We start from the raw sequence: 23,702 nt of genomic DNA, 5'->3' as shown, positions 1-23,702 counted from the left end.
GGTCTTCTATGTATAACTTATCGTGAATGCGTTCAATAAAATAGTTTAACTATTATTTATCGATCATCGAATCTACATTTTGATCATGCCGATCCACAAAACATTTGATGCCAGGCATTCAATTTCTAGGAGAAATTTCATGATCGATGATTTGCCAGTTCAATACTGGAGCAGCGAAACCGAGCGCAACGCCTACAACGCGGCGTTCTACGAATTGGGATTCCGCTGGCACTGGGACCGCGAAATCTATTGCCAGCTGCTGCGCGAGAGCCAGGATGGCGTCGAGCGGGTCTGCCAGTACCTGAGCGCTCATCAGCCGCATCTTCTGCGCGCCTACGACGCCAAATTCCTGGCCGAGGTAATCGAGCAGAAAAAGGAAGAGCATCAAAAGCGCGAGCTGGATGCCGGCGCCATGAAAAGGCGCTATTTCAATTGGGCCGAAACCCGCGGCGCCGAACTCGGCGCCTGAAAGCCGCCATGAATATCCACGAATACCAGGGCAAGGACGTATTGCGCAAATACGGCGTTCCCACGCCGCGTGGATATGCGTGCTTTTCGCCCGACGAAGCGGCCGATGCCGCCGCGCGGCTCGGCGGCAGGGCCTGGGTGATCAAGGCGCAGATCCATGCCGGCGGCCGCGGCAAGGGCGGCGGCGTCCGGCTGGCATGGTCGGCGGCCGAAGTGCGGCGCCATGCCGACGAGCTGCTCGGCATGACCCTGCGAACGCATCAGACGGGCCCGCAAGGCCGGCTGGTGGAGCGGCTGCTGGTGGAGGAGAGCGTCGAGATCGAAAAGGAGTTCTACCTTGGCATGGCGGTCGACCGCGAATCGCGCCGCGTGGCCTTGATGGCCTCGAGCGAAGGCGGCGTGGACATCGAGGACGTCGCGGCGCGCACGCCGGAAAAAATCCGCAAGCTGTTCATCGACCCCGCCACGGGTGTGAAGGCAGCCGAGGCGGACGGGCTGGCGCGCGACATCGGCTTCTCGGGGAAGCTGCTGCCGCAGGTGCGCACGCTGGTGCAGAACCTCTACCAGGCCTTCGACGCCTGCGACGCGTCGCTGGCCGAGATCAACCCGCTGGCGCTCACGCGCGACGGCCGCGTGTTGGCGCTGGACGCCAAGTTCAACTTCGATCCGAATGCGCTGTTCCGCCAGCCCGAGATCGCCGCGATGCGCGACCTCGACGAGGAAGACCCGGCCGAGGTCGAGGCCTCGAAGTTCGATCTTTCCTACATTGCGCTGGACGGTGACATCGGCTGCCTGGTGAACGGCGCGGGCCTGGCCATGGCCACGATGGATTCGATCAAGCTCTATGGCGGATCGCCGGCCAACTTTCTCGACGTGGGTGGCGGCGCCACGGCCGAGAAGGTGACGGAGGCCTTCAAGCTGATGCTGCGCAACCCGAACCTGCGGGCCATCCTGGTCAACATCTTCGGCGGCATCATGAAGTGCGACGTGATCGCGCGCGGCGTGGTGGCTGCGGCGCGCGAGGTTCAGCTGGCCGTGCCGCTGGTGGTGCGCATGAAGGGCACCAACGAGAGCCTGGGCAAGACCATCCTCGGGCAGTCGGGCCTTCGGATCATCAGTGCGGACGACATGGCGGAGGCGGCCGGGCTGGTGGTGGCTGCTGCTAGGCGGGGGGCCTAGGACCCATGAAGTCTTTTGTGCATCGCGTTGTGTTTGGCTTGCCTTGTTCGGGGCGCGCTCCCGCCGACGGGGTACGCGGCTCCGCGAATGTCCTCCGGCCTGCGGCCTCCCCCTTAATTTTGCTGCGCAAGGCACCCCATCGACGGGAGCGTTATGCGAAGCGGTCGTTGATCAGCGATACACCGGTGGCCTGTGCACGCGCCCCGAAATAGAACAAGGGCAGGAGACCTGAAATGTCGATCCTCATCAACAAGCACACCCGCGTCATCACCCAGGGCATCACCGGCAAGACCGGCCAGTTCCACACCGCGATGTGCCGCGACTACGCCAACGGCCAGAAGTGCTTCGTCGCCGGCGTGAACCCCAGGAAGGCAGGCAAGTCGTTCGACGGCATTCCGGTGTTCGGCACCGTGGAGGAAGCCAAGGCCGAGACCGGCGCCACCGTGTCGGTGATCTACGTGCCGCCTCCCTTCGCGGCCGCGGCCATCGACGAGGCGGTGGATGCCGGACTCGACCTCGTCGTGTGCATCACCGAAGGCATTCCGGTGCGCGACATGATCCGCACCCGGTACCGCATGGAGGGCAGCAAGACCCTGCTGCTCGGGCCCAATTGCCCGGGCCTCATCACGCCCGAGGAAATCAAGATCGGGATCATGCCCGGCCACATCCACCAGAAGGGCCGCATCGGCGTGGTGTCGCGCTCGGGCACGCTGACCTACGAGGCCGCGAGCCAGCTCGCGAGCTTCGGCATCGGGCAGTCGACCGTGGTGGGCATCGGCGGCGATCCGGTGGGCGGGTTGCGGCACATCGACGTGCTGAAGATGTTCAACGACGACCCGCGCACCGACGCCGTGATCATGGTCGGCGAGATCGGCGGCAACGACGAGGAAGTCTGCGCGCGCTGGATCAGCGAGCACATGCGAAAGCCCGTGGTCGGGTTCATCGCCGGTGCCAGCGCGCCGCCGGGCAAGCGCATGGGCCACGCGGGCGCCATCGTCTCCGGCGGCAAGGGAACCGCGCGGGAAAAACTGGCGGTGATGAAGGAGTGCGGCATCCACGTGACCGACAACCCGGCCGAGATGGGAAAGCTGCTCGCGTCGCTGGTGATCCCCGACTACCTGCCCTTCGACTGAACGCAGAACCATTCCAACAGCAACCAAGGAAGGCGAGACATGCAGCAGCAACAACGATGGGTCCGTTTCGAACACGGCGGCGAAACGGGCTTCGGCACGCTCGAAGGCGATGCCGTGCATGAGCACCGCGGCAACATGTTCGATCGTCCCGAGCCGACAGGCCGCGTGTTCGTGCTCTCCGGCGTGCGGCTGCTCACGCCCACAGAGCCGACCAAGGTCATCGCGCTGTGGAACAACTTCCACGCGCTCGGCGAGAAGCTGAAACTGGCGGTGCCGGCCGAGCCGCTGTACCTGCTGAAGGCGCCCAACTCCTACCTTGCGCCCGGCGCGCCCATCCGCAAGCCGCTGTGCGATGGCAAGGTGGTGTTCGAGGGCGAGCTCGGCATCGTCATCGGCAAGGCGTGCACCGCCGTGTCCGAGGCGGATGCGCTCGGCCATGTGTTCGGCTACACCTGCGCCAACGACGTGACGGTGGCCGACATCCTGAACCGCGACGCCTCATTCGCCCAATGGGTGCGGGCCAAGGGCTTCGACACCTTCTGCCCGATGGGCCCGGTGGTGGCCACCGGCCTCGATCCCGCCACGCTCACCGTGACCACGCTGCTCGACGGCGAGGTGCGCCAGAACTACCCGATCAGCGACATGCGCTTTTCGGTCCAGCAACTCGTGAGCCTGATCTCCCAGGACATGACCCTGCAACCCGGTGACGTGATCCTGTGCGGCACCTCCATCGGCGTCGGCTCGATGAAGCCCGGCAGCCTGGTCGAAGTGGAGATCGGCGGCATCGGCAGGCTCGGCAACCGCTTCGGCTGAGACCGACCCGCGCCGGAAGAATCAACAACCTTGGGGATCGACATGAAGATAGCAGTCATCGGAGCGGGCGCGATCGGCGGCCTGGTGGGCGCGAAGCTCGCCCTGGCCGGCGAGGACGTGACGTTCATCGTGCGCGGGAAGAATCTCGACGCCATCGCCACCAACGGATTCAAGCTCATCGGGGCCGATGGCACGGAACAGGTCGCGCGCAATGTCAAGGCCACCGACCGCTACGACCAGGCCGGGCCGCAGGACATCGTCATCCTCGCGATGAAGGCGCACCAGGTCGAGGCGGTGGCGAACGACGTGCCCAAGCTCTTCGGGCCCGAGACGGTGGTGGTGACGATGCAGAACGGCATCCCGTTCTGGTACTTCCACAACCACGGCGGCGCGCTGGCGGGCACGCCGGTGCGCAGCGTCGATCCCACCGGGATGGTGGCCGCGAAGATCCCGGCCGGGCGCGTCATCGGCTGCGTGGTGTACCCCGCCTCCGAGCTGACGGCGCCGGGCGTGGTGAAGCACATCGAAGGCGACCGCTTTCCGGTCGGCGAACTCGACGGCTCGTCGAGCGAACGCGTGAACCGCGTCTCGGCCTGCCTGGGCGCGGCCGGCTTCAAGGCGCCGGTGCTCGACAACATCCGCGCCGAGATCTGGCTCAAGCTCTGGGGCAACCTGACCTTCAACCCGATCAGCAGCCTGTCGCATTCCACGCTGGTCGACATCTGCCAGTACCCGCCCTCGCGCGAGCTGGCTGCCGCGATGATGCGCGAGGCGCAGGCGGTGGCCCACAAGCTGGGCATCGAGTTCCGCGTGACGCTCGACAAGCGCATTGCCGGTGCCGAGAAGGTCGGCAAGCACAAGACCTCGATGCTGCAGGACGTGGAAGCCGGGCGCGCGCCCGAGATCGATGCGCTGGTGGGCGCCGTGGTCGAGCTGGCCCGGCTCACCGACACGCCAACGCCGCACGTCGACACCGTGTATTCCCTCGTCAAGCTGCTGGCGCGTACGATGGAAGAACAGCGCGGCCGGGTTTGCCTTCACGAGATGACGGGCTAGCTCCACTCAGGCTGCGCAATTCGGCGCCGAGGGGCGCCGGTCGTGCGCTGTGATCGATCGATGAAATGGAACGGATGATGCGACGTACACGCAGCGCGAAGATTGTGGCCACACTGGGGCCTGCCACCAGCGACGAGCCGGCCATTCGTGCCCTGTTCGAACGCGGGGTGGACGTGTTCCGGCTCAACTTCAGCCACGGAACGCAGCATGACCATGCGCGCCGCCTCGACACCATCCGGCGGCTCGAGAAGGAGTTCGGCCGGCCCATCGGCGTGCTGCTCGACCTGCAGGGGCCGAAGCTGCGGCTGGGCACCTTCGAAGGCGGCCGCGCGCAGCTCGACGCTGGCGCGCATTTTCGCCTCGACATGGACGCAACCAGCGGCAATGCGCGCCGTGCGCCGCTGCTGCATCCCGAGATCTTCGCGGCGCTCCAGGTGGGCACCGATCTGCTGCTCGACGACGGCAAGCTGCGGCTGCGCGTGGACAGTTACGGCGCCGACTTTGCGGAGACCACGGTGCTGGTCGGCGGGCCCATCTCCGATCGCAAGGGTGTCAACGTGCCGAGCGTGGTGCTGCCGATCTCGCCGCTGACACCCAAGGACCTCGACGACCTGGCCTGCGGCCTGGCCATGGGCGTGGACTGGGTGGCGCTGTCCTTCGTGCAGCGCCCCGAGGACATCGAGGAGGCGCGCGCCATCATCGGCAAGCGCGCGTGGATCATGGCGAAGCTCGAGAAGCCCGCGGCCATCGACCACCTGGACGCGATCGTCGACCTGTGCGACGGCGTCATGGTGGCGCGCGGCGACCTCGGCGTGGAGCTGCCGCCCGAGCGCGTGCCCGAGCTGCAGCGCCTCATCGTGCGTGCCTGCCGCAAACGCGGCAAGCCAGTGGTGGTGGCCACGCAGATGCTCGAATCGATGATTGCCGCGCCGGTGCCCACGCGCGCCGAGGTGTCCGACGTTGCCACTGCCGTGTACGACGGCGTGGACGCGGTGATGCTGTCGGCCGAATCCGCTTCCGGAAAGTATCCGCTGGAGGCCGTGGCCATGATGGACCGCATCATCTCGCGCGTGGAGGCCGATGCGTCGTACCGTATCGGCATCGACGCCACGCATGAGGCATCGCTGTCGACCACGGCCGATGCGGTGTGCGCCTCGATGCGCCAGGTGGCCGCGCTGCTTGCGCCCGCCGCCACCGTCACCTACACCTCGTCGGGCTTCACCAGCCTGCGCGCGGCGCGCGAACGGCCGGCCGTGCCCATCCTCAGCCTCACGCCCGATGTCGCCACGGCGCGCCGCATGGCGATGGTGTGGGGCGTGCATGCGGTGCTGGTCGACGACGTGCACGACGTGGCCGAGATGATCGAGCGCGCCTGCCGCAACGCCTGCACCGAAGGCTTCGCGAGCAGCGGCAACGACGTGGTGGTTGTCGCGGGCCTTCCGTTCGGGCTGTCGGGAACGACGAACCTGCTGCACGTCGCGCGCATACCCTAGACCCTCCTTGAGAGCGGCCTCGGGCGCAGTACGATGCCCGCTCGATTGCAGCCACCCTTTTCCGAATGAAGCACGCGACCCTGCGCCAGTTGAAAGTCTTCGAAGCGGTCGCGCGGTTGCTGAGCTTCTCGCGCGCCGCGGAAGAGCTTCACCTGACGCAGCCGGCGGTCTCCACGCAGGTGCGCAAGCTCGAGGAACACGCAGGCAATGCGCTGTTCGAGCAGTTCGGCAGGAAGATCTACCTGACCCCCGCCGGCACGGAGCTGCTGCAGATCAGCCGCGCCATCATCCAGCAGTTCGAGGCGGCCGAGAACGCGATGCTGCAGTTCAACGGCGTCTCGGGCGGTAAGCTCAACGTGGGCGTGATCAGCGCGGGCGATTACTTCTTTCCGCGCCTGCTGGTGGAGTTTGCGAGCCGGCATCGTGGCGTCACGCTGAACTTCACGGTGCACAACCGCGAAGGGCTCATGACCCACATCGCGGAGAACCTCACCGACCTGGCGATCATGGTGCGACCACCGACGGACCTGGACACCGTCAACCAGCCCTTCGCGCCGCATCCCTACGTGATCGTCGCCGCGCCCAGTCATCCGCTGGTGGGCGTGCCGCGCATCCCGCTGGCGCGGCTCATGCGCGAACCCTTCGTGGTGCGCGAGAAGGCCTCGGACACCTGGCATTCGATGGAGGAGGGTTTCGGCGGCGACCTGAGCGGCATCAACATCGCGATGGAGATCCGCAGCACCGAAACCATCAAGCAGGCGGTGATCGCGGGCATGGGCGTGAGCTTCGTGTCGGCTCACACCATCAGCCAGGAGATGCGCGCCGGTAGCCTGCGCGTGCTCGATGTGCAGGGCTTTCCTCTGATGCTCAACTGGTACGTGGTGCACCGCCGCAGCAAGCGGCTGCCGCCGGTGGCGCAGGCCTTCAAGGACTTCCTGCTGGCCGATGGACCGGCGCTCATCTCGCAGATCGTGCCGTTCGACGCTGCGGCTTGATGGATGAAGAAACATGCGGGAGAAATGCCTTGCGCATTCTCCCGAGGGGCTCGAGGCCCGGGCGATCAGCGTGCGCGGACGCCTGCTGCGGAACGCTGCAGCGCGGCGCGCGCGGCCTTCGCGAAGATCACGATGGGCATCGCGGCGATGAGGCTGCGCAGGGTCTCGTTCGTGCCCAGCGAAGCGGTGTTCTTGAGTGCGTTGGAATTCACTGCGGTGTTGTTCATGGGGCGCTCCGAAAAGTTGAAGTGACTGCTTGTGATTATAGGGTTTACCCCTAATACCGGCAAACCCCCTCTGGCGAGTGCGCACATGCATTGCCTGCTGGGGAAATCACGGGTTCATCGGGAGGCCGAGGTTGGATGGAACTTGACTGCGGTCAAGAGCTTTTGAGGCGCTACGTCCGACAGTCATTCACCCGCACAAGGCAGGTGGTTCGGCTGCCGATGCGCATCGATTGCGTGCTGTACGGCGTGGCATGGTCCGCGTCTTGTCTCATGTGCCGATCACTCGCGACAGACCGGGCCGCACCGACATCGTCGGACCTCAAACACAACATGAAGACAAAGGACAACCCATGACTCGGCCAACCACCTCGATCGCCGGTTCCAACCCGGCGCTCTATTCCCCCGCAGGAACGCACGGCGCCACCGCGACCCGATCGGAGGCCTATCGATGGGGCCAGCTGCTGATCGGCATCGTGTGCATGGCGATGATCGCCAACCTCCAGTACGGCTGGACGCTGTTCGTCAATCCGATCGCGGAGAAGCACGGCTGGAGCCGCGCCGCCATCCAGGTGGCCTTCACCATCTTCGTGCTCACGGAAACGTGGCTCGTGCCCATCGAGGGCTATCTGGTCGACCGCTTCGGTCCGCGGCCCGTGGTGCTGGTGGGCGGCATCCTGTGCGGCCTGGGCTGGGTGATCAATTCGGTGGCTTCCACGCTGCCGCTGCTCTACATTGCGGCGGCCATCGGAGGCATTGGCGCGGGTGCGGTGTACGGCACCTGCGTGGGCAATGCGCTGAAGTGGTTCCCCGACCGGCGCGGCCTTGCGGCGGGCATGACGGCCGCGGGCTTCGGCGCCGGCTCGGCGCTGACCATCATCCCCATCTCCGCGATGATCCGCACGAGCGGCTACGAGTCGGCCTTTCTCTACTTCGGCATCGGACAGGGCCTGATCGTCTTCCTGCTGGCCTGGGCGCTGACCCGCGCGCCCGACCATGCCAAGAGCTCGAACAGCCGCAACGTGCAGCAGTCGCAGCGCGACTACGCACCCTCCGAGGTGCTGCGCTCGCCGGTCTTCTGGGTGATGTACGCGATGTTCGTGATGGTGGCTGCGGGCGGGCTCATGGCTACGGCCCAGCTCGCGCCGATCGCGCAGGACTTCAAGATCATGGACGTGCCGGTGAACATCATGGGCCTCGTGCTGCCCGCGCTGACCTTCGCGCTCGCGATCGACCGCGTGCTCAACGGGCTCACGCGGCCCTTCTTCGGCTGGGTGTCCGACAAGATCGGTCGCGAGCAGACGATGTTCATTGCGTTCGCGCTCGAATCGGTGGGCATCCTGATGCTCTATCACTACGGCCACAACCCGATCCTCTTCGTCGTGCTCACCGGCATCGTGTTCTTTGCCTGGGGCGAGATCTACAGCCTCTTTCCATCGACCTGTGCCGACACCTTCGGCTCCAAGTACGCGGCATCCAATGCCGGCATGCTCTACACCGCCAAGGGCACGGCCTCGCTGCTGGTGCCGCTCTCCAGCGTGCTCGCGGCAGCCACCGGCAGCTGGCAGGCCGTGTTCATTGCCGCCAGCGCGGTCAATGCGGCCGCGGCGCTGATGGCGTGGTTCGTGCTGCGCCCGATGCGGCGCAAGCACATCGAGCAGAGCCGGCTTTCCTCGTAATTCGCTCACAGGTTGCGGCAAGCAGCCGCGCCGCTCGCCGCCTTCAGCGCAGGCCGATGCGCGAGGCGCGCGAGCGCAGCACCTCGGCCCGCGCCGGATCGGTGGGCTCGATGTCGTCAGCCGCCACCTGCAGCGCACGCATCTGCTCCACCTCGCCGATGATCCTGTTCGGGCTCAGCAGGGCCTCGGCCAGCATCAAGGTTTCGTCGACAAGCGCCTTGAGCGCATCTACAAGGCCTTCGGCTGCGCCGGCATGGAATGGCTCGCGAAGAGTGGGCATCGATCAACTCCTGGTTGCTTTGGATGCCTTTATCTTGGGCCTGCCTTCGCATCAAGTAAAACGATATTAATTGCCAGTTGAGTGCAAAATTAATGCACTCAAACAGGATGCGGCATGGACATCAACCTGGCCCGGACTTTCCTCGAGATCGTGGAGACGCGCAGCTTCCAGCGCGCCGCGGAGCGGCTGCACGTGACGCAGACTTCGGTGAGCGCGCGTGTGCGGACACTCGAAGAGCTGCTGGGCCGGCCGCTCTTCGTTCGCAACAAGGCGGGCGCAGTGCTCACTGCGGCCGGCGAGCGGTTCCTGCCGCACGCCACCATGCTGGTGCAGGTGTGGGAGCGCGCCCGCCATCAGGTCGCGGTGCCCAGCGGAAGCCGCGCCGTGCTCGCCATCGGATGCGAGATCAGCCTGTGGGACCCGCTGCTGCTGCAATGGCTGCTGTGGATGCGCACGGCCGCGCCGCAGCTGGCCATCCGCACCGAGGTCGGCTTTCCCCATGACCTGCTCGACAAGGTGGCTGCGGGCGTGCTCGACATTGCCATTGCCTACGCGCCGCAGCAGCGACCCGGCCTGCGCGTGGAACTGCTCATCGAGGAGAAGCTGGTCATGGTCACGACCGCGCAGCATCCGCGCGTGCCGCGGCCGGCGGACTATGTGTATGTGGACTGGGGCCCGGAGTTCGCGGCGCAGCACGGCCTTGCGTTTCCCGAGCTCTCCAACGCCGCGGTGAGCGCCGGGCTCGGACCGCTCGGCCGCGAGTACCTGCTGGCCGCGGGCGGCACCGGCTACTTTCGGCACGACGTGGTGCGCAGCCACCTCGAATCGGGCCGGCTGCGCCGCGTGCCCGGCACGCCGGAATTTCTCTATCCGGCCTATGCGGTGTATGCGGTGGGGGCGGACGCCGCCATCGTCGATCCCGCGCTCGCGGGCCTGAGGCAGGTGGTCAAGACGAAGCCGGAGGCCTAGGTGGCCAGCATGTGCCTTGCGCGTTCCACGCGCTCTTCGTGCGACTGGAGCAGCGACTCGTAGTAAAGGCACAGCGGCATGGCAACGAACACCATGCCGGCGACGTAGATGATCAGGCCCATCAGCGGAAAGTCGTCGCCTCCCCAGTAGGGAATGGACGCCACCACGGCGCCTGTTGCAATGGCTGCAATCACGCACTGGAGCGCGTTGCGCAAGAACGTGGTTCGCGAGTAGCCCGGCGGGTCGTACTTCTGACGGTCCAGCGTGGAACACTCGCCCTTGTCTCCATCATCGTGCATCGTCGTTCCTTGTTAGAAGGGCGTTAACGATTTTTAACCCTGCGAATTACCGCGGTCAAGGCGGCAGACCCGGACCTCAGTCGTACTTCAGCGTGTAGATCAGGTCGAGCCCGCTGGTCTGGCCGGCCTGTCCGCGCAGCGTGAGGCGCTGCGTCAGGTCGTAGAAGATGAAGATGGTGCCGAAGGTGCCGCCCAGGCTGCGTTCGTAGGTGAGATAGAAATCCTTCGACAGCCGCTTGCCGAGCGTGACGGCCGACTCGCGCAGGTCGCCGCCGTTGCCGGGGCCCTTGAAGCCGAGTTCGTCGAGGCCGAAGCGGCTGGCCAGGCTGCCGCCGCTCGTGCCCTTGCTGACGTGGCCGATCAATGCGAGCGCCGCCTGCTGCAGCAGCGCCGATTCGCCGCCGCTGGTGGCCGAGGCGCGGCCGAGCACCACCCATGACAGCGCCTCTGCGTCGGGCAGCGCGGGCTCGGAATAGAGCTTGACGCGCGGCGACTGCGCGCTGCCCGTGATCTGCACGCCGGCGCGCTGCGAGATGTTGGGCCGGATGGCCAGGATGTCGAGCGCGGGATTGTCGAAGGGCCCGTTGAAGCGGGCCACGCCGGTTTCCACGTCGAGCTGCTGGCCATAGGCGCGGTACTGGCCCCGCACGGTCTTCACTTCGCCGGTGATGCGCGGCGGCGCATCGAGGCGGGTGCTGCGGATCTCCAGGTCGCCTTCGAGCCGCGTGGTGATGCCGCGCCCCTGCACCGCGAAGTCGTCGCCCAGGTCGAAGTTCACCGCGATGTCGGGCGGCTTCGCGGTCTGCGGCTTGGCGGCCTGCGCCTCATTGCGCGCGGCATCGCGCCGCGCCTGCTCGGCCATCTCGCGGTCCTTGGCGGCGGAGCGCACCACCACGTCGGTGCCGAGGCTCGGCGCGGTCTCGTCGGGCAGGATGATCACCGCGCGGTCGGTCCTGAGCTTGCCGCGCACGTTGAACTGGCCGCCGTCGAGCCGCGCCTGCAGGTTGCCCGAGAGCGTGACCTGCCGGTCGGTGCGAACCAGCACGCGCAACGCGCGCAAGTCGGCCTGCAGCGCCATGCGGATGCCCGTGCCCGATGCGCCGGCCGCGCCCCAGGCCATGTCGCCGCGTGCCGAGAGCGAGCCGCCATCGCTCGCGGCTTCGCTGGCCGCGGTGCTGCGGTTGCCGCTCTGGCCCGCGATGCGCACCGTGCTGCCGGTGCCGCCCTTGAGCGTGAATTCGGTGATCTCGATGCGTTCGCCCGTGAGCGTGGCGCGCAGGCGGCCGTCGCGCAGGTCGAGTCCTTCGACCGGCGCGCGCAGTGCGAGCTTGTCGGCGCCCAGCGTGCCGTTCCAGCGCGGCGCTGCGCGGTTGCCCGAGAGGGCGGCATCGGCGTCCAGCGTGCCCGCCACGCGCCAGCCGGGCGGCGCGAGCATCGACCACACGCCGAGGTTCGGCAGCGTGGCCTTGACGTTGCCGGCCAGCTGCGCATCGGGCGCCCATTGCCAGCCGCCTGCGCGCTGCTGCATGCGCGTGTTGAGCTCGGCGTTGATCTTGCCCGCACGTTCGCTGTCCCAGGCCAGCGTGGCGCGCACGGCCTCGCCTTGCGCGTCCAGCCGCAGTTCGGCCTGGCGCAGGCCTGCCGGCGTGCTGGGCGCGGTCGTTCCTTGCGCGGTGGCGGAGTTCATCGTGCGCTCGCTGGCCGTGCCGGTGCCGCGGCTCGTGATGCGCGTGACCAGCGCGGCCTCGCCCGCCTGCACGCGGATGTCGCCGCTCTGGCGCGCGAGCCGCGCATGGGCGCGCAAGGTGTCGCCGGCGTCGATGTCCCAGTCGCCGTCGAACATGAGGTCGCCGCTCACGCCGAGCTCGTTGAAGGTGGCGCTGGCGCCGAAGGCTTCGGCCCAGGCCATCGGAAGGCCCTGCAGCTTGCCTTGCGACTGCACGCGAAAGGCCTGGTTGGGCGCCACGCCGCTTCGGCTGAAGCGCAGCGGCTGCCATTCGATGCGCACGGTACCTGGTGCCGGCCCGCGCAGCGTGGCGGCGGCGGCCGAGGCTTCGAGATCGAGGCGGCTGGCGGTGCCGCTTCCGCTGGTCTTGATGGTGGCGGTGACCTCGCGGCCGAGCTCCAGCGTCCAGGGCGCGCTGGCCGTGGCGGGCCGCGCGCTGTCCTGGGCCTGCAGGCGCAGGCTGGCGAGCGCCGCGCGCCATTGGTTGGTGCCCGCAAGGCCGCCGCTGGCGCGCGCGTCGAGCGTGAGCTTCTGGGTGCCGGTGGTGGCTTCGCCCTGCAGTGCGAGCGTGGCCTGGGCCAGGCTGCCGGCAAGGTCCGCGCGCAGGTCTTTCAGCTGGACCGTGGTGGCCGCCGCATTGCCAGTTGCAGCCGGCATGCGCAGCTCGAGGCGCGGCACGCCGAGCGATGCCTTCAGGCTGGGTTCGACGACGCCGCGCTGGGCCGGCGCATTGGGGTTCTCGAGCCGGCGCTGGATGGTCTGCCAGCCGCCCTGCCAGCTGGCGTCGAGCCGCGCGGAGCCCTTGGCGGTCTTGCCCGCGAACACCTTCGACAGTTCGGGCAGGGCTTCGATCCAGCGCTGCACGGTTTCGGCGTCGTCGATGCGCGCCTTGATGTCGCCGGCTCCCTGCGCCGGTGCGATGCGGCCTTCGAGCTGCGCGACGCCGCCCGGCAGTGCGAGGTCGAGCTTGCCGCTCGCAGCCTGCTCGGCCACGCGCACCTGCAGCCGGCCCTCGATGCTGGCGCGCTCGGCTTCGAGGCGCAGCGTTCGCAGGTCCAGCACCTGGTTTTTCCACTGGCCTTGGGCGAGCACGCGGCCGAGGCCGAAGCCGGGCATGGCCGCGCTGCCGGCGCCGCCTTCGGCCCGCAGCGCCAGTTCGAAGCCGATGGTGTCCTCGCGCTGCTGCGCCGTGGCCGTGCCGTTGATCGGTGCGCCCGAAAGCTCGCTGTGCAACAGGCCGGGCCGCACGCCGCGCACGGTGGTGCGCGCCTGCCACGGCGCGGGCGCGGGGCTCCAGCGGCCTTCGGCGTCGATGCGCCCGCCGCCCGCGCGCAGCGTGGCTTCCGGAATCGTCCAGTTGGTGCCGTCGAAACCCACGCGCGCCTCGACCTGTTCGAGCGGCAGCGCGCCCTTGTCCCAGGGCCCCGGCAGCGCGTTGCGGATACTGGCCGAGGCCTGCCAGGCGGCGGGGCCGGTGGCCGCGTCGGGCTGCAGCTCGACCGTGCCGGTCAGGCGGGTCCGCGGCGCGCCGGGCCAGAGGCTGGCCGCGTCGACGTTGCGCAGATCGGCCTTGGCATCGATGACGGGCTGCGGCAGCCAGGGTGCGATGCGGGCCTGCAGCTTGGCTTCCATGGGCGCCTCGGCATCGGGCTCGGCCGGCTTCAGCTCGGCAGCCACCTGCAGCCGCGCGTCGGTGCCCGCGAGGTTGCCCTTGATGGCGGCTTCGGCCAGCACCTCGATGCTGCGGTCTTCGGCCAGCGGTGCCTTCACGCGGCCGTCCAGCGTGGCGCCGAGCGCCATGGGTGCCGGCCCCTGCAGCTTCACGCGCGCGCTGTAGTGGCCGTCGGCAATGTCGACGCCCTTGACCTCCAGTTGATGCTCTGTGCCGGTGTAGCGGTAGCTGCCCTTGAGCTGGTTGGCCTGGAGCGCGGGCGGACCGGCCCAGCGCAGTTCGTCGATGCGGAACGGCAGCTCGACCTCGATGGGCAGCGCGAGCTGTTCGAGCGGCTCGGTGGGCGTGTCGCTCGGCGGGCCGCGGCGCTCGATCAGCAGCCGCGCCGCGTGCACCTCGCCGAGCTGCAGCTTGCGCTGGAACAGCGGCGCCAGCTGCCAGCCGACGTCCGCCTCTTGCACCTCGACCGCCAGTTTCTCGCTTTGCCAGCGCAGCCAGCCGATGCGCCCGCCGGTGCGCAGCGAGCCCGTGACTTCGCGGCTTTCGAGGGTCTGGCCGGCGGGCAGGTAGCGCGCGGCCTTGGCGAGCGCGAAGGCCAGCGACTGGTTGGAACCGATCCACCACCACGCACCCGCGCCGATCGCGAGCACCAGCGCGAGCAGGCCCGCGACCATCCACCCCAGCGCACGCAGCGCGCGCCGCGTGCGCGAGCGTCGTGCGCGCACAGGAGGCTTGGGCTGGGGTTCGGCGTCGGTCTGCATCGATGGGGGAACGGTCAGAAAGTGAAGCCCAGGCGGAAGTGCAGGCGGAACTTGCGCGTGTCCACGCCGTAGGCGAGATCGGCCTGCACCGGCCCGACCGGGCTGCGCCAGCGCGCGCCCACGCCCACGCCGACCTTCGGCTTGAGTTCGCCGGGCTTGTCGGCCACGGCACCGGCGTCGACGAACACCACGCTCTCCCATTCGGTGAGCTTGTCGTTGTAGACGAAGGGCCGCTGCCATTCGGCGCTCACGACGCCGAGGTAGCGGCCCGCCACGATCTGGCCGTCGCTGCGCACGGTGCCGATCTGGCGGTAGCTGTAGCCGCGCACCGTGGTGTCGCCGCCGGTCAGGAACATCAGCGTGGAGGGAATCTGCGCGCTCTCCTTGGCGGCCACCGCGCCGGCTTCGGCGCGCAGCTGGAGCCGGCTGCGGCGCGCCAGCGTGGCGGCGTCCTGGCCCTCCGCGAAGCCGAGCGGCACCACGCCGAGCCAGCGCGCATAGGTGCGCGTGAAAGGCAGGCGTTCGCCGGTCAGCGTGTAGCCAGCGCCGAACTCGAGCGCCAGGCCGAAGCCGCGCGTGGGCCTGGCGTTGTCGTCGAAATAGCGCCCGGTCCAGCCCCAGTTGGCGCTCACGGCGGAGGCCGAGGGCGGGGCGTTGGTGCCGCGGTTCTGTGCGTAGTCGTACTGCAGGAAGTAGCTGCGGTCGATATGGCCGCTCGACTTGCTGCGCCCGCTGCGCAGGCGGCCGCTGTCGACCACGTAGCTGCCGGAGGTTTCGCTCTTGAGCCCGGCGCCCGCGAACCATCGCCATCCCCGGTCATTGGGAATGGCGTTCCACTCGGTGCCCAGCGACTTGATGTCGCGGTCGACCGACAGGCGCGACACGGCGCGCCAGCCGAGCAGCGGCAGCCGGTTGTGGATGTGGTCCACCGACAGCCGCGGGCCGTTGTCGGTGGTGAAGCCGGCCCCCAGCACCACCTTCTGCATGGGGGCTTCGCGCAGCTGCGCAATCACGGGCGCTGCCAGCGGCGTGCCGCTTTCGGTGTCGAGCGTGAGGAACACCGAGTCGTAGTAGCCGCTGCTGGCCAGGCGCTGCTGGGCGTCGAGCAGCTTCTGCTGGTCGTAGTCGGTGCCGGTGGGAAGCTGCGCGATGCGGCGCGCGCCATCGGCGTCGTAGCGCTCGGTGCCGCGCAGCACGAGCGGGCCGAAGCGGTACGCGGGCCCCGACTGGTAGGTGACGCTGAGGCGGGCCTCCTGCCGGTCGGCATCGACCTCGGCCCGGCTCATTTCGACGCTGCCGGTGGGAAAGCGCCTGGCCGTGAGGCTGCGCAGGGCGATGGTCTTGGCGTTGTCCCAGCCCTGCTGCGTGAAAGGCTGGCCCGCCCGCAGCGCCCAGGCGGTGCGGATCGAATCGCGCTGGGCCTCGGCGGTGGGATCGTTTGCAATCGCGCCGCCGTAGCTGATCTGCACGTTGCTCACGCGGGTGAGCTCGCCGGGCTCCACCGTGATGACGATCTCGCGCGGCGCCTTGGTGCCTGCCGGGGTTTCGTTGAGCTCGAGCGTCAGCGTGGGCGTGAAATAGCCCAGCGTGCCGAGCAGTTCGCGGGCGTTGGTCTCCGCTGCCACCATGAGCCGCGAAATCTCGGTGGCGCCCAGGTCGTCGAGCGTGCGGTAGCGCTGGATGTCCAGGTGCAGCGCGAGATATTCGCGCACGGCATCGGGCCCGCGGACGTCGACGGTGAAGGCGTCGCGCCGCGGCGCGCTTCTTTCGCCGTCCTTGCGGCCTTCGTCGGCCGGCGCGTCACCGCTGCGCACCAGCGCGGGGGTGGCCGTGTCCTGGGCGGTTTCCTTTTTCGGCAGCAGGCTGCATCCCTGCAAAAGCAGGACGCCGCAAAAAAGCAAGGCCGGCAACCACGCCGGCGCAATGACTGGAACCACCCTGAGCATGGGCGGATTTTGACAGCAAGGCGCGCCGGCTCCGGAAGCAGCCCGAAACAGGACCGGGCCCCGCACGCCGCCTTTACTTCGAAAGCATTCGCATTGCTTCTTCGAGGCCCCGCAGCGTGAGCGGGTACATGCGGTTGGACATGAGCTGCTGCATCACCGCGATGCTCTGGCGGTATTGCCACACGCCCTGCGGCTCGGGGTTGATCCAGGCGAACTTCGGGAAGGTGTGCGTGAGGCGCTGGATCCACTCCGCGCCGGCTTCCTCGTTGTTGTATTCGACGCTGCCGCCGGGCTGCAGGATCTCGTAGGGGCTCATGGTCGCGTCGCCGACGAAGATGAGCTTGTAGTCCTTGTTGTACTTGCGCAGGATGTCCCAGGTCGCGAACTTCTCGGAGAAGCGGCGCTTGTTGTTCTTCCACATGAAGTCGTAGACGCAGTTGTGGAAATAGAAGAACTCCAGGTGCTTGAACTCGGTCTTGACGGCCGAGAACAGCTCCTCCACGCGCTGGATGTGCTCGTCCATGGTGCCGCCCACGTCCATCAGCAGCAGCACCTTGACGTTGTTGTGGCGCTCGGGCCGCATCTTGATGTCGAGGTAGCCCGCATTGGCCGCGGTGGAGTGGATGGTGTCGTCCAGGTCCAGCTCTTCCTCGTGGCCCTCGCGCGCGAACTTGCGCAGGCGCCGCAGCGCCACCTTGATGTTGCGCGTGCCGAGCTCCTGGCTGTCGTCGTAGTCCTTGTAGGCGCGCTGGTCCCACACCTTCACGGCGCTCTTGTTCTTGCCCGCGCCGCCGATGCGCACACCCTGCGGGTTGTAGCCGCCGTGGCCGAAGGGCGAGGTGCCGCCGGTGCCGATCCACTTGTTGCCGCCCTCGTGGCGCTCCTTCTGCTCCTCGAAGCGCTTCTTGAGCGTTTCCATGAGCTCGTCCCAGCCCATCTTCTCGATCTTGGCCTTTTCCTCGGCCGTGAACTCGCGCTCCAGCGTCTTGCGCAGCCAGTCGAGCGGCACTTCCTTGGTGAAGTCGGCCAGCATTTCCACGCCCTTGAAGTAGGCGGCGAAGGCGCGGTCGAACTTGTCGTAGTGCTTCTCGTCCTTGACCAGCGCGGTGCGCGAGAGGTAGTAGAAGTCGTCCAGGCCGAAGGCGCCGTCGGAGTTGGGGCCCACCACGTCGGCCTGCAGCGCCTCGAGCAGCGTGAGGTATTCCTTGACGGAGACCGGCAGCTTGGCCGAGCGCAGCGTGTAGAAGAAATCGATCAGCATGGTCGGGCTTTCCTTGAGCTTGTCTTCAGCTTCGCGGCTTGTCGAGCAGGTAGAGCAGCTGGGCCTTTACCTCGGGCCACTCGCCCGAGTGCAGGCTGTACATGACGGTGTCGCGGATGGTGCCGTCGCGGCGCATGGCATGGCCGCGGATCACGCCGTCTTTCTTCGCGCCGAGCCGCTCGATGGCGCGCTGCGAAGCGAAGTTGAAATTGTCGGTGCGCCAGCCCACCACGTTGCAGCCGAGGGTATCGAAGGCATGGGTCAGCAGGAGCAGCTTGCAGGTGGTGTTGACGTGCGTGCCCTGGCAGCGCCTGGCGTACCAGGTGTAGCCGATCTCCACGCGCTTCACGGCCGGCAGGATGTCGTGGAAGCTCGTGGTGCCGAGCACGGTGCCGCTTTCGGCTTCGGTCACGGCAAACGCAAAGCGGTGGCCGGCTTCGCGCCCCTGCAGCGCGGTTTCGATGTAGGCGCGGGTTTCGTGCGGCTCGGGCACCGAGGTGACGCGCAGCTTCCAGAGTTCGCCGTCGGCCGCGGCGGCGCGCAGGCCTTCTTCATGGCCGAGCGACAGCGGCACCAGGGCCAGGTCGCGGGCCTTCAGCGTGACAGGTTCGACGAACGCCATCTTCAATACCCCCAGCGATTGTTCTTTTCAGCCTCTCGGCTTGCCGTACTTGCGGTCGTACCAGGCCCGGGCCAGCTGCACGCCGCCACCGCCGCCCACGCCGATCAGCAGGATGCCGAAGATCTCGCGGTTGCCGTAGCCGTTGGGGCCGAAGGCATCGAGCCCCAGCTTGAGCCCGATCCAGCGGCCGAGCAGCGCACCCGCCACGAACAGCACGGCCTGGGCCACGCCCAGCTTGAGCAGCTGCCCGACCGGATGCGGCGCCTGCTGCTGGCTCATCGATTGTTGCGCTGCATGAAGACGAGCTTTTCGAACAGGGTCACGTCCTGTTCGTTCTTGAGCAGCGCGCCCACCAGCGGCGGCACGGCCACCTTGTCGTCCTTGCTCTGCAGGGCCTCGAGCGGAATGTCCTCGGCCACCAGCAGCTTGAGCCAGTCGAGCAGCTCGGAGGTGGAGGGCTTCTTCTTGAGGCCGGGCAGGTTGCGCACGTCGTAGAAGGTCTTCATCGCGGACGTGAGCAGCTCCTGCTTGAGGCCGGGGAAGTGCACCGCCACGATGCTCTTCATCGTTTCCGCGTCGGGGAACTTGATGTAGTGGAAGAAGCAGCGGCGCAGGAAGGCGTCGGGCAGCTCCTTCTCGTTGTTGGAGGTGATGAACACCACCGGCCGGTGCTTGGCGCGGATGAGCTCGCGCGTCTCGTAGCAGTAGAACTCCATGCGGTCGATCTCGCGCAGCAGGTCGTTCGGGAATTCGATGTCGGCCTTGTCGATCTCGTCGATGAGCAATGCCACCGGCTGGTCGGCCGTGAAGGCCTGCCAGAGCACGCCCTTGACGATGTAGTTCTGGATGTCCTTGACGCGCTCGCCGCCGTCCACGTCCTTGAGCTGCGAGTCGCGCAGGCGGCTCACGGCGTCGTATTCATAGAGGCCCTGCTGCGCCTTGGTGGTCGACTTGATGTGCCACTGCAGGAGCGGCAGGCCGAGCGATTGAGCCACTTCCTCCGCCAGCATGGTCTTGCCCGTGCCGGGCTCGCCCTTGACGAGCAGCGGTCGTGTGAGGGTGATGGCGGCGTTGACGGCCAGCATCAGGTCCTGAGTGGCGACGTAGTTGTCTGAGCCCTTGAATTTCATGAGTGAACGCGAGCAGGATGGAGGAGGCGGGGTGGAGAAAAGAACACACTCGATTCGCTTCGCGCAGCCACTTGGGCAGCTTGAAGGGGTTCCCGGGGGACCCTTGCATATAATCGAATGTTGATTCGAAAAACTGTATCTCCACGAGATTGTGCGCGCAAAATGAACAAGTTGTTGACCACGATGTTTGCCTTCGCTGTCGCTTGCGTGACGGTCTCGGCGCAAGCCCAGCAAGTCACGGGCAATGCCCAGGAGGGCGCCAAGAAGGTTGCCATGTGCGTGGGCTGCCACGGCATCATTGGCTACCAGGCCAGTTTTCCGGAGATCCACAAGGTGCCGATGATTGCCGGCCAGAGCGCCAGCTACATCACCTCGGCCCTTACCGCCTACAAGGGCGGCGATCGCAAGCACCCCACCATGCGCGCGATTGCCGACACCCTGAAGGAGCAGGACATTGCCGACCTGGCCGCCTACTACAGCCAGCTGGGCCTGAAGGAAGGCGACGCACCCCCGGCCGCGCTCGCCAAGCCCATGCCCGAGAACGTGCTGGCCCTGGTGTCGCGCGACAAGGACAACAGCTGCACCAAGTGCCACGGCGCTAACTTCAACACGCCCAATGACGGCACGGTGCCCAAGCTGGCCGGCCAGCATGCCGACTACCTCTTCGTGGCGCTCAAGTCGTACCGCGTCAAGAACAACCTGCACCTGGGCCGTTCGAATGCGGTGATGGCACAGCAGGTCGAGCCCAAGAAGTTCACCAACGCCGAACTCAAGACGCTCGCCAGCTACATCAGCTCGCTGCCCGGCGATCTCAAGACGGTGCCGGAATCGCGCATCCATCGCGCCGCGCAGTAAGCGTCTCGGGCGCCCCATGAAGAAAGCCCGCATCGAGCGGGCTTTCTTGTTTGCGGGGCCGGTTCTTGTTCAGACGTCGAAGAACACCGTCTCCTGGGGGCCCTGCATCCGGATGTCGAAGCGGTAGCTCACTGCGCCGCCTTGCTCCACGCGCTCGGCAATCAGCGTGTGGCGGCGCTCGGCCGGCACGCTGGCCAGCACGGCGTCCTTGGCGTTGGCTTCGGCCTCGTCGCTGAAATACACGCGCGTGAACGCATGCAGCAGCAGGCCGCGCATCAGCACGATCGCATTGATGTGCGGGGCTTCGCCCGGCGATTCGGCGCCCGGCTTCACGGTGTGGAACACGAAGCGGCTCTGCGCATCGGTGCCCGTGCCGGCGCGGCCGAAGGCGCGAAAGCCCATCTCGCGCGCCTCGGCGGGCGTCTGCGGATAGCGGCCTTCGCCGTCGGGCTGGCTGATCTCGACCAGCGCATCGCCAATGGGGTTGCCGTCGCCATCGATCACGCGGCCTTCGAGGCGGATGCGCTCGCCGGTGGCGTTGTCCAGCGCCACGACGGCGTCGAAGGGCTGGTCGAAGTCGTAGCCGTACTGCGTGGCGGTGAGGCCGTAGGCGAAGTAGGGGCCCACGGTCTGGGAGGGGGTCTGGCCGAAGTCGGCTTCCTGTGCGGTCATCAACATGGTGTGTGCTCCTTCTGGCTCAGCGGTTCTCAAAGGGTGTTTCGTCGGCGCCGCGCAGCACGATGTCGAACTGGTAGCCCAGCGCGTAGCCTTCCTCGGTGATGTCGAGGCTGAAATCGGCAATCAGCCGGTTTCGGTAGCGCTCGGGCGTGCCGGTGACCATGGGGTCGTACTGCAGCAGCGGATCGCCGGGGAAGTACATCTGCGTGACCAGCCGGCTGGCAAAGCTCTGGCCGAACAGCGACATGTGGATGTGCTGCGGGCGCCAGGCGTTGGGGTGGTTGCCCCAGGGATAGGCGCCGGGCTTGATGGTGAGGAAGCGGTAGCGGCCCTCGCTGTCGGTCAGGCAGCGGCCCGCGCCCAGGAAGTTGGGGTCCAGCGGCGCGTCGTGCTGGTCGACCTTGTGCACGTAGCGGCCGGCGGCATTGGCCTGCCAGAGCTCGACCAGCGTGTTGGCCACGGGGCGGCGGCGCTCGTCGAGCACCTGGCCGGTGAGGATCATGCGTTCGCCCAGCGGCTCGCCGTTCCTGCGCGCATTGCGCGTCAGGTCATGGTCGAGCTCGCCGATGCTGTCGTGGCCGTAGACCGGCTGCTGCAGCTCGCCGAGCGAGGCCTTCAGCGGGACCAGGGGCTTCTGCGGGCCGCGCTTCGCGGTCGACTTGTAGCCGGGGTAGATGTACGAGGGATGGGCTTCCCAGTCGCGGGGGGTGAGGATGGCGGGGGAAGCCGATGTTTTCGTCAACATGTCGTTGTCTCCTGTCGTGGGACGAATCGAATCTGGAAACCGAACTTTAGAAGTCCCGTTCGATGATGTAAATTGAAGATTGGTCTGTTTTACATAACTCACAGTAATTGAAAACCTCCGCCGATCTTCGCCAGGACTTTGTGCGCAACGTGCAGCTGCGCCACCTGCGCTGCCTTGTCGCGGTGGCGCAGGAGCGCCATCTCGCGCGCGCCGCGGAGCGGCTGTCGCTGAGCCAGCCGGCGGTGTCCAAGACGCTGGCCGAACTGGAGGCCATCGTCGGGGCGCGCCTGGTCGAGCGCGGCAAGGCCGGGCGGCGCGGCGTGCAGGGTCTCGCGCCGGCCGGCGAGCAGTTGCTGGTCCACGCCCTGCGCGTGCTCGAGGCCATCGACGCCAGCGCACAGGCGGTGGCGCCGGCCTCCGGCGAGCGCGTCGAGCGGCTGCGCATCGGCGCACTGCCGAGCGTGGCGCCGGCGCTGCTGCCGCTGGCGCTCGCACGCTTTCGCGAGCGCTGGCCTTCGGTGCAGGTGGTGGTGAAGAGCGCGGCCAACCCGGTGCTGCTGGACGAGCTGCGCGCCGGCGAGCTCGACCTGGTGGCGGGCCGCATGAGCGATCCGCGGCTGATGGGCGGGCTCAGCTTCGAGCTGCTCTACACCGAGCCGCTGGTGTTTGCGGTGCGCGCCGGCCATCCGCTGGCGTCGCGGTCCACCCGGGCGGTGTCGGTGCAGGCGGTGCTGGACTTTCCGCTGGTGGTGTATGGCGAGGGCACCATCCCGCGCCACAACACCGAAAGTTTTCTGTCGGCCCGCGGCCTGGCGCTTCCGGCCCACGCACTGCAGACGCTCGACGTTGCGGTGGCGCGCGGCCTGGTGGCGGTTTCCGACGCGGTCTGGATCACCCCTCTTGGCGCCGCGCGCGGTGAGTTGGCCGACCAACGGCTGGTTCGCCTGCGCATCGAAACCGCAGGCACCGACGAACCCGTGGGCCTGCTGCTGCGCAGCGATGCCGAGCCTTCGGCGCTGCGCGGCGCCATGGCCGCGCTGCTGCGCGAAGGCGCGAAGCAGCAGGGCGCACCTCCCCAGTCCACAAGGAAACGCTCGGCTTGAAACGCGCCCGGTCGTGAGACACCGTGGAACCGGCTTCGCCGGGCCACCGGTGTCGCCCCCGGTAGCGGGTGGGAGCAGCGGCACGAAGTGCGCGAAGCCTTGGGGGCGAGCCTATTTAGTTGCGCGGCGCTGCACGCAGGCCACGTAGCTGTCGCCATCCGGCGGACGGCCGGCGCGCTGGCTCTCCCACATCATCTGGCCCAGGCACTCCATGGCTTCGTGATGCGCATCGAGCAGCGAGCCGCGCCGGGCGGCCAGCAGTTCGACGGCCTGGCGGATTCCCCGCGGCTGGTCGATGGAGCATTGCTCGCTGATCGAAAGATGCATCGACAGGTGCAGGAACGGGTTCTCGCGCCCGTTCGAACCGTCGTACACGCGGGCCACCGCGGCATCGGCGTCGGCCAGGTCCTCGTGGTATTCGGGATGCGCGTCGATCCATCCCGCGGCAATCGTCTCGAGCGCTTCCATCGGCAAGCCTTGCCGGTGCTTCGCGTACACGTCGCAAAAGAAGCGGCGCACGTCTTCCTGGGAGGGATTGAACATATCTATATGGAGAAAGCTGGAAAAAAGAGAAGGGAAATCCGCGTGCCCGCAGCCTCGAAAGGCGTCCGATGT

23 protein-coding genes are annotated in these 23,702 nt (G+C 67.5%); 11 read left to right on the top strand and 12 right to left on the bottom strand.

The window, feature by feature from the left end; translation table 11 throughout:
- Positions 1–139 precede the first annotated feature (139 nt).
- The 7 genes from VAPA_RS22965 (at position 140) to VAPA_RS22935 (ending at position 7,137) form a co-directional block, all read left to right on the top strand.
- Positions 140–469 (top strand): HAD family hydrolase, encoded by a 330-nt coding sequence (locus VAPA_RS22965; RefSeq protein WP_021009168.1) that lies wholly within the window; start codon positions 140–142, stop codon positions 467–469.
- 8 nt (positions 470–477) lie between these two features.
- The gene (gene sucC, locus VAPA_RS22960) at positions 478–1,647 is read left to right on the top strand and encodes an ADP-forming succinate--CoA ligase subunit beta (protein ID WP_021009167.1); all 1,170 of its coding nucleotides are present in this window, start codon (positions 478–480) and stop codon (positions 1,645–1,647) included.
- A 233-nt stretch (positions 1,648–1,880) separates the two neighbouring features.
- Positions 1,881–2,780, top strand: coding sequence for a succinate--CoA ligase subunit alpha (gene sucD, locus VAPA_RS22955; RefSeq protein ID WP_021009166.1), 900 nt, complete (start codon positions 1,881–1,883; stop codon positions 2,778–2,780).
- Positions 2,781–2,819: 39 nt separating this feature from the next.
- Positions 2,820–3,593 carry a fumarylacetoacetate hydrolase family protein gene (locus VAPA_RS22950; RefSeq protein ID WP_021009165.1) on the top strand — a complete coding sequence of 258 codons (774 nt, stop codon included), beginning with the start codon at positions 2,820–2,822 and terminating at the stop codon, positions 3,591–3,593.
- Positions 3,594–3,635: 42 nt separating this feature from the next.
- Complete coding sequence (locus tag VAPA_RS22945) at positions 3,636–4,649, top strand: 2-dehydropantoate 2-reductase (RefSeq protein ID WP_021009164.1); 1,014 nt, start codon at positions 3,636–3,638, stop codon at positions 4,647–4,649.
- Between the two features lie 77 nt (positions 4,650–4,726).
- Entirely contained in the window at positions 4,727–6,142 is a 1,416-nt protein-coding gene (pyk, locus tag VAPA_RS22940) for a pyruvate kinase (protein ID WP_021009163.1), read from the top strand.
- 65 nt (positions 6,143–6,207) lie between these two features.
- A complete protein-coding gene (locus VAPA_RS22935; RefSeq protein ID WP_021009162.1) occupies positions 6,208–7,137 on the top strand; it encodes a LysR family transcriptional regulator in 930 nt (309 codons plus the stop codon).
- Positions 7,138–7,202: 65 nt separating this feature from the next.
- Here the strand turns inward: VAPA_RS22935 and VAPA_RS34905 are convergent, their stop codons facing one another.
- On the bottom strand, positions 7,203–7,364 hold the full coding sequence (locus tag VAPA_RS34905) for a hypothetical protein (RefSeq protein WP_196232521.1): 162 nt from the start codon (positions 7,362–7,364) through the stop codon (positions 7,203–7,205).
- Positions 7,365–7,714: 350 nt separating this feature from the next.
- On the opposite strand from VAPA_RS34905, the gene oxlT reads away from it, so the two are divergent.
- Positions 7,715–9,040, top strand: coding sequence for an oxalate/formate MFS antiporter (gene oxlT / locus VAPA_RS22930; RefSeq protein ID WP_021009159.1), 1,326 nt, complete (start codon positions 7,715–7,717; stop codon positions 9,038–9,040).
- 43 nt (positions 9,041–9,083) lie between these two features.
- On the opposite strand, the gene VAPA_RS22925 is transcribed toward oxlT, so the two are convergent.
- Positions 9,084–9,320, bottom strand: a complete 237-nt coding sequence (locus VAPA_RS22925) for a hypothetical protein (protein WP_021009158.1) — start codon at positions 9,318–9,320, stop codon at positions 9,084–9,086.
- Between the two features lie 114 nt (positions 9,321–9,434).
- On the opposite strand from VAPA_RS22925, the gene VAPA_RS22920 reads away from it, so the two are divergent.
- The gene (locus VAPA_RS22920; RefSeq protein WP_021009157.1) at positions 9,435–10,289 is read left to right on the top strand and encodes a LysR family transcriptional regulator; all 855 of its coding nucleotides are present in this window, start codon (positions 9,435–9,437) and stop codon (positions 10,287–10,289) included.
- Here VAPA_RS22920 and VAPA_RS22915 read toward each other — a convergent pair.
- The 7 genes from VAPA_RS22915 to VAPA_RS22885 all read right to left on the bottom strand — a co-directional run bounded on the left by VAPA_RS22915 (position 10,286) and on the right by VAPA_RS22885 (position 19,706).
- Positions 10,286–10,588 carry a hypothetical protein gene (locus VAPA_RS22915; RefSeq protein WP_021009156.1) on the bottom strand — a complete coding sequence of 101 codons (303 nt, stop codon included), beginning with the start codon at positions 10,586–10,588 and terminating at the stop codon, positions 10,286–10,288. The two genes, VAPA_RS22920 and VAPA_RS22915, sit on opposite strands and share 4 nt — an antisense overlap.
- Positions 10,589–10,664: 76 nt before the next feature.
- Positions 10,665–14,747, bottom strand: coding sequence for a translocation/assembly module TamB domain-containing protein (locus VAPA_RS22910; protein WP_021009155.1), 4,083 nt, complete (start codon positions 14,745–14,747; stop codon positions 10,665–10,667).
- 14 nt (positions 14,748–14,761) lie between these two features.
- Positions 14,762–16,693, bottom strand: a complete 1,932-nt coding sequence (locus VAPA_RS22905) for an autotransporter assembly complex protein TamA (RefSeq protein ID WP_021009154.1) — start codon at positions 16,691–16,693, stop codon at positions 14,762–14,764.
- Between the two features lie 73 nt (positions 16,694–16,766).
- Positions 16,767–17,954, bottom strand: coding sequence for a vWA domain-containing protein (locus VAPA_RS22900; RefSeq protein ID WP_015867239.1), 1,188 nt, complete (start codon positions 17,952–17,954; stop codon positions 16,767–16,769).
- 25 nt (positions 17,955–17,979) lie between these two features.
- Positions 17,980–18,576, bottom strand: coding sequence for a GNAT family N-acetyltransferase (locus VAPA_RS22895; RefSeq protein ID WP_021009153.1), 597 nt, complete (start codon positions 18,574–18,576; stop codon positions 17,980–17,982).
- A gap of 27 nt (positions 18,577–18,603) precedes the next feature.
- On the bottom strand, positions 18,604–18,855 hold the full coding sequence (locus tag VAPA_RS22890; protein ID WP_021009152.1) for a hypothetical protein: 252 nt from the start codon (positions 18,853–18,855) through the stop codon (positions 18,604–18,606).
- Entirely contained in the window at positions 18,852–19,706 is an 855-nt protein-coding gene (locus tag VAPA_RS22885; protein ID WP_021009151.1) for an AAA family ATPase, read from the bottom strand. Before VAPA_RS22885 ends, VAPA_RS22890 begins: the two co-directional genes overlap by 4 nt.
- A gap of 162 nt (positions 19,707–19,868) precedes the next feature.
- Here VAPA_RS22885 and VAPA_RS22880 point away from each other — a divergent pair, with 162 nt between their 5' ends.
- The gene (locus tag VAPA_RS22880; RefSeq protein WP_021009150.1) at positions 19,869–20,561 is read left to right on the top strand and encodes a c-type cytochrome; all 693 of its coding nucleotides are present in this window, start codon (positions 19,869–19,871) and stop codon (positions 20,559–20,561) included.
- Positions 20,562–20,630: 69 nt separating this feature from the next.
- On the opposite strand, the gene pcaG is transcribed toward VAPA_RS22880, so the two are convergent.
- Complete coding sequence (gene pcaG / locus VAPA_RS22875) at positions 20,631–21,239, bottom strand: protocatechuate 3,4-dioxygenase subunit alpha (RefSeq protein ID WP_021009149.1); 609 nt, start codon at positions 21,237–21,239, stop codon at positions 20,631–20,633.
- A gap of 19 nt (positions 21,240–21,258) precedes the next feature.
- Positions 21,259–21,984 carry a protocatechuate 3,4-dioxygenase subunit beta gene (gene pcaH / locus VAPA_RS22870; RefSeq protein WP_021009148.1) on the bottom strand — a complete coding sequence of 242 codons (726 nt, stop codon included), beginning with the start codon at positions 21,982–21,984 and terminating at the stop codon, positions 21,259–21,261.
- Positions 21,985–22,091: 107 nt separating this feature from the next.
- Between pcaH and VAPA_RS22865 the strand changes: the two genes are divergently transcribed.
- The gene (locus tag VAPA_RS22865; RefSeq protein WP_047787520.1) at positions 22,092–23,087 is read left to right on the top strand and encodes a LysR substrate-binding domain-containing protein; all 996 of its coding nucleotides are present in this window, start codon (positions 22,092–22,094) and stop codon (positions 23,085–23,087) included.
- 111 nt (positions 23,088–23,198) lie between these two features.
- Here the strand turns inward: VAPA_RS22865 and VAPA_RS22860 are convergent, their stop codons facing one another.
- Positions 23,199–23,630 (bottom strand): DUF1841 family protein, encoded by a 432-nt coding sequence (locus VAPA_RS22860; RefSeq protein WP_021009146.1) that lies wholly within the window; start codon positions 23,628–23,630, stop codon positions 23,199–23,201.
- Between the last annotated feature and the right edge of the window lie 72 nt (positions 23,631–23,702).

The organism is Variovorax paradoxus B4 (assembly GCF_000463015.1).
Classification (GTDB): Bacteria; Pseudomonadota; Gammaproteobacteria; order Burkholderiales; family Burkholderiaceae_C; genus Variovorax; species Variovorax paradoxus_E.
This window is presented reverse-complemented; position numbering and strand designations above follow the sequence as displayed.

Bases quoted from the DNA above. Each gene is read 5' to 3' on its own strand.
- VAPA_RS22860 (WP_021009146.1), bottom strand. From the start codon at position 23,630: ATGTTCAATCCCTCCCAGGAAGACGTGCGCCGCTTCTTTTGCGACGTG.
- VAPA_RS22920 (WP_021009157.1), top strand. From the start codon at position 9,435: ATGGACATCAACCTGGCCCGGACTTTCCTCGAGATCGTGGAGACGCGC.
- VAPA_RS22880 (WP_021009150.1), top strand. From the start codon at position 19,869: ATGAACAAGTTGTTGACCACGATGTTTGCCTTCGCTGTCGCTTGCGTG.
- VAPA_RS22910 (WP_021009155.1), bottom strand. From the start codon at position 14,747: ATGCAGACCGACGCCGAACCCCAGCCCAAGCCTCCTGTGCGCGCACGA.
- oxlT (WP_021009159.1), top strand. From the start codon at position 7,715: ATGACTCGGCCAACCACCTCGATCGCCGGTTCCAACCCGGCGCTCTAT.
- VAPA_RS22895 (WP_021009153.1), bottom strand. From the start codon at position 18,576: ATGGCGTTCGTCGAACCTGTCACGCTGAAGGCCCGCGACCTGGCCCTG.
- VAPA_RS22890 (WP_021009152.1), bottom strand. From the start codon at position 18,855: ATGAGCCAGCAGCAGGCGCCGCATCCGGTCGGGCAGCTGCTCAAGCTG.
- VAPA_RS22915 (WP_021009156.1), bottom strand. From the start codon at position 10,588: ATGCACGATGATGGAGACAAGGGCGAGTGTTCCACGCTGGACCGTCAG.
- pcaH (WP_021009148.1), bottom strand. From the start codon at position 21,984: ATGTTGACGAAAACATCGGCTTCCCCCGCCATCCTCACCCCCCGCGAC.
- VAPA_RS22905 (WP_021009154.1), bottom strand. From the start codon at position 16,693: ATGCTCAGGGTGGTTCCAGTCATTGCGCCGGCGTGGTTGCCGGCCTTG.
- sucC (WP_021009167.1), top strand. From the start codon at position 478: ATGAATATCCACGAATACCAGGGCAAGGACGTATTGCGCAAATACGGC.
- VAPA_RS22885 (WP_021009151.1), bottom strand. From the start codon at position 19,706: ATGAAATTCAAGGGCTCAGACAACTACGTCGCCACTCAGGACCTGATG.
- VAPA_RS22900 (WP_015867239.1), bottom strand. From the start codon at position 17,954: ATGCTGATCGATTTCTTCTACACGCTGCGCTCGGCCAAGCTGCCGGTC.
- VAPA_RS22945 (WP_021009164.1), top strand. From the start codon at position 3,636: ATGAAGATAGCAGTCATCGGAGCGGGCGCGATCGGCGGCCTGGTGGGC.
- VAPA_RS22950 (WP_021009165.1), top strand. From the start codon at position 2,820: ATGCAGCAGCAACAACGATGGGTCCGTTTCGAACACGGCGGCGAAACG.
- pyk (WP_021009163.1), top strand. From the start codon at position 4,727: ATGCGACGTACACGCAGCGCGAAGATTGTGGCCACACTGGGGCCTGCC.
- sucD (WP_021009166.1), top strand. From the start codon at position 1,881: ATGTCGATCCTCATCAACAAGCACACCCGCGTCATCACCCAGGGCATC.
- pcaG (WP_021009149.1), bottom strand. From the start codon at position 21,239: ATGTTGATGACCGCACAGGAAGCCGACTTCGGCCAGACCCCCTCCCAG.
- VAPA_RS22965 (WP_021009168.1), top strand. From the start codon at position 140: ATGATCGATGATTTGCCAGTTCAATACTGGAGCAGCGAAACCGAGCGC.
- VAPA_RS22935 (WP_021009162.1), top strand. From the start codon at position 6,208: ATGAAGCACGCGACCCTGCGCCAGTTGAAAGTCTTCGAAGCGGTCGCG.
- VAPA_RS34905 (WP_196232521.1), bottom strand. From the start codon at position 7,364: ATGAACAACACCGCAGTGAATTCCAACGCACTCAAGAACACCGCTTCG.
- VAPA_RS22925 (WP_021009158.1), bottom strand. From the start codon at position 9,320: ATGCCCACTCTTCGCGAGCCATTCCATGCCGGCGCAGCCGAAGGCCTT.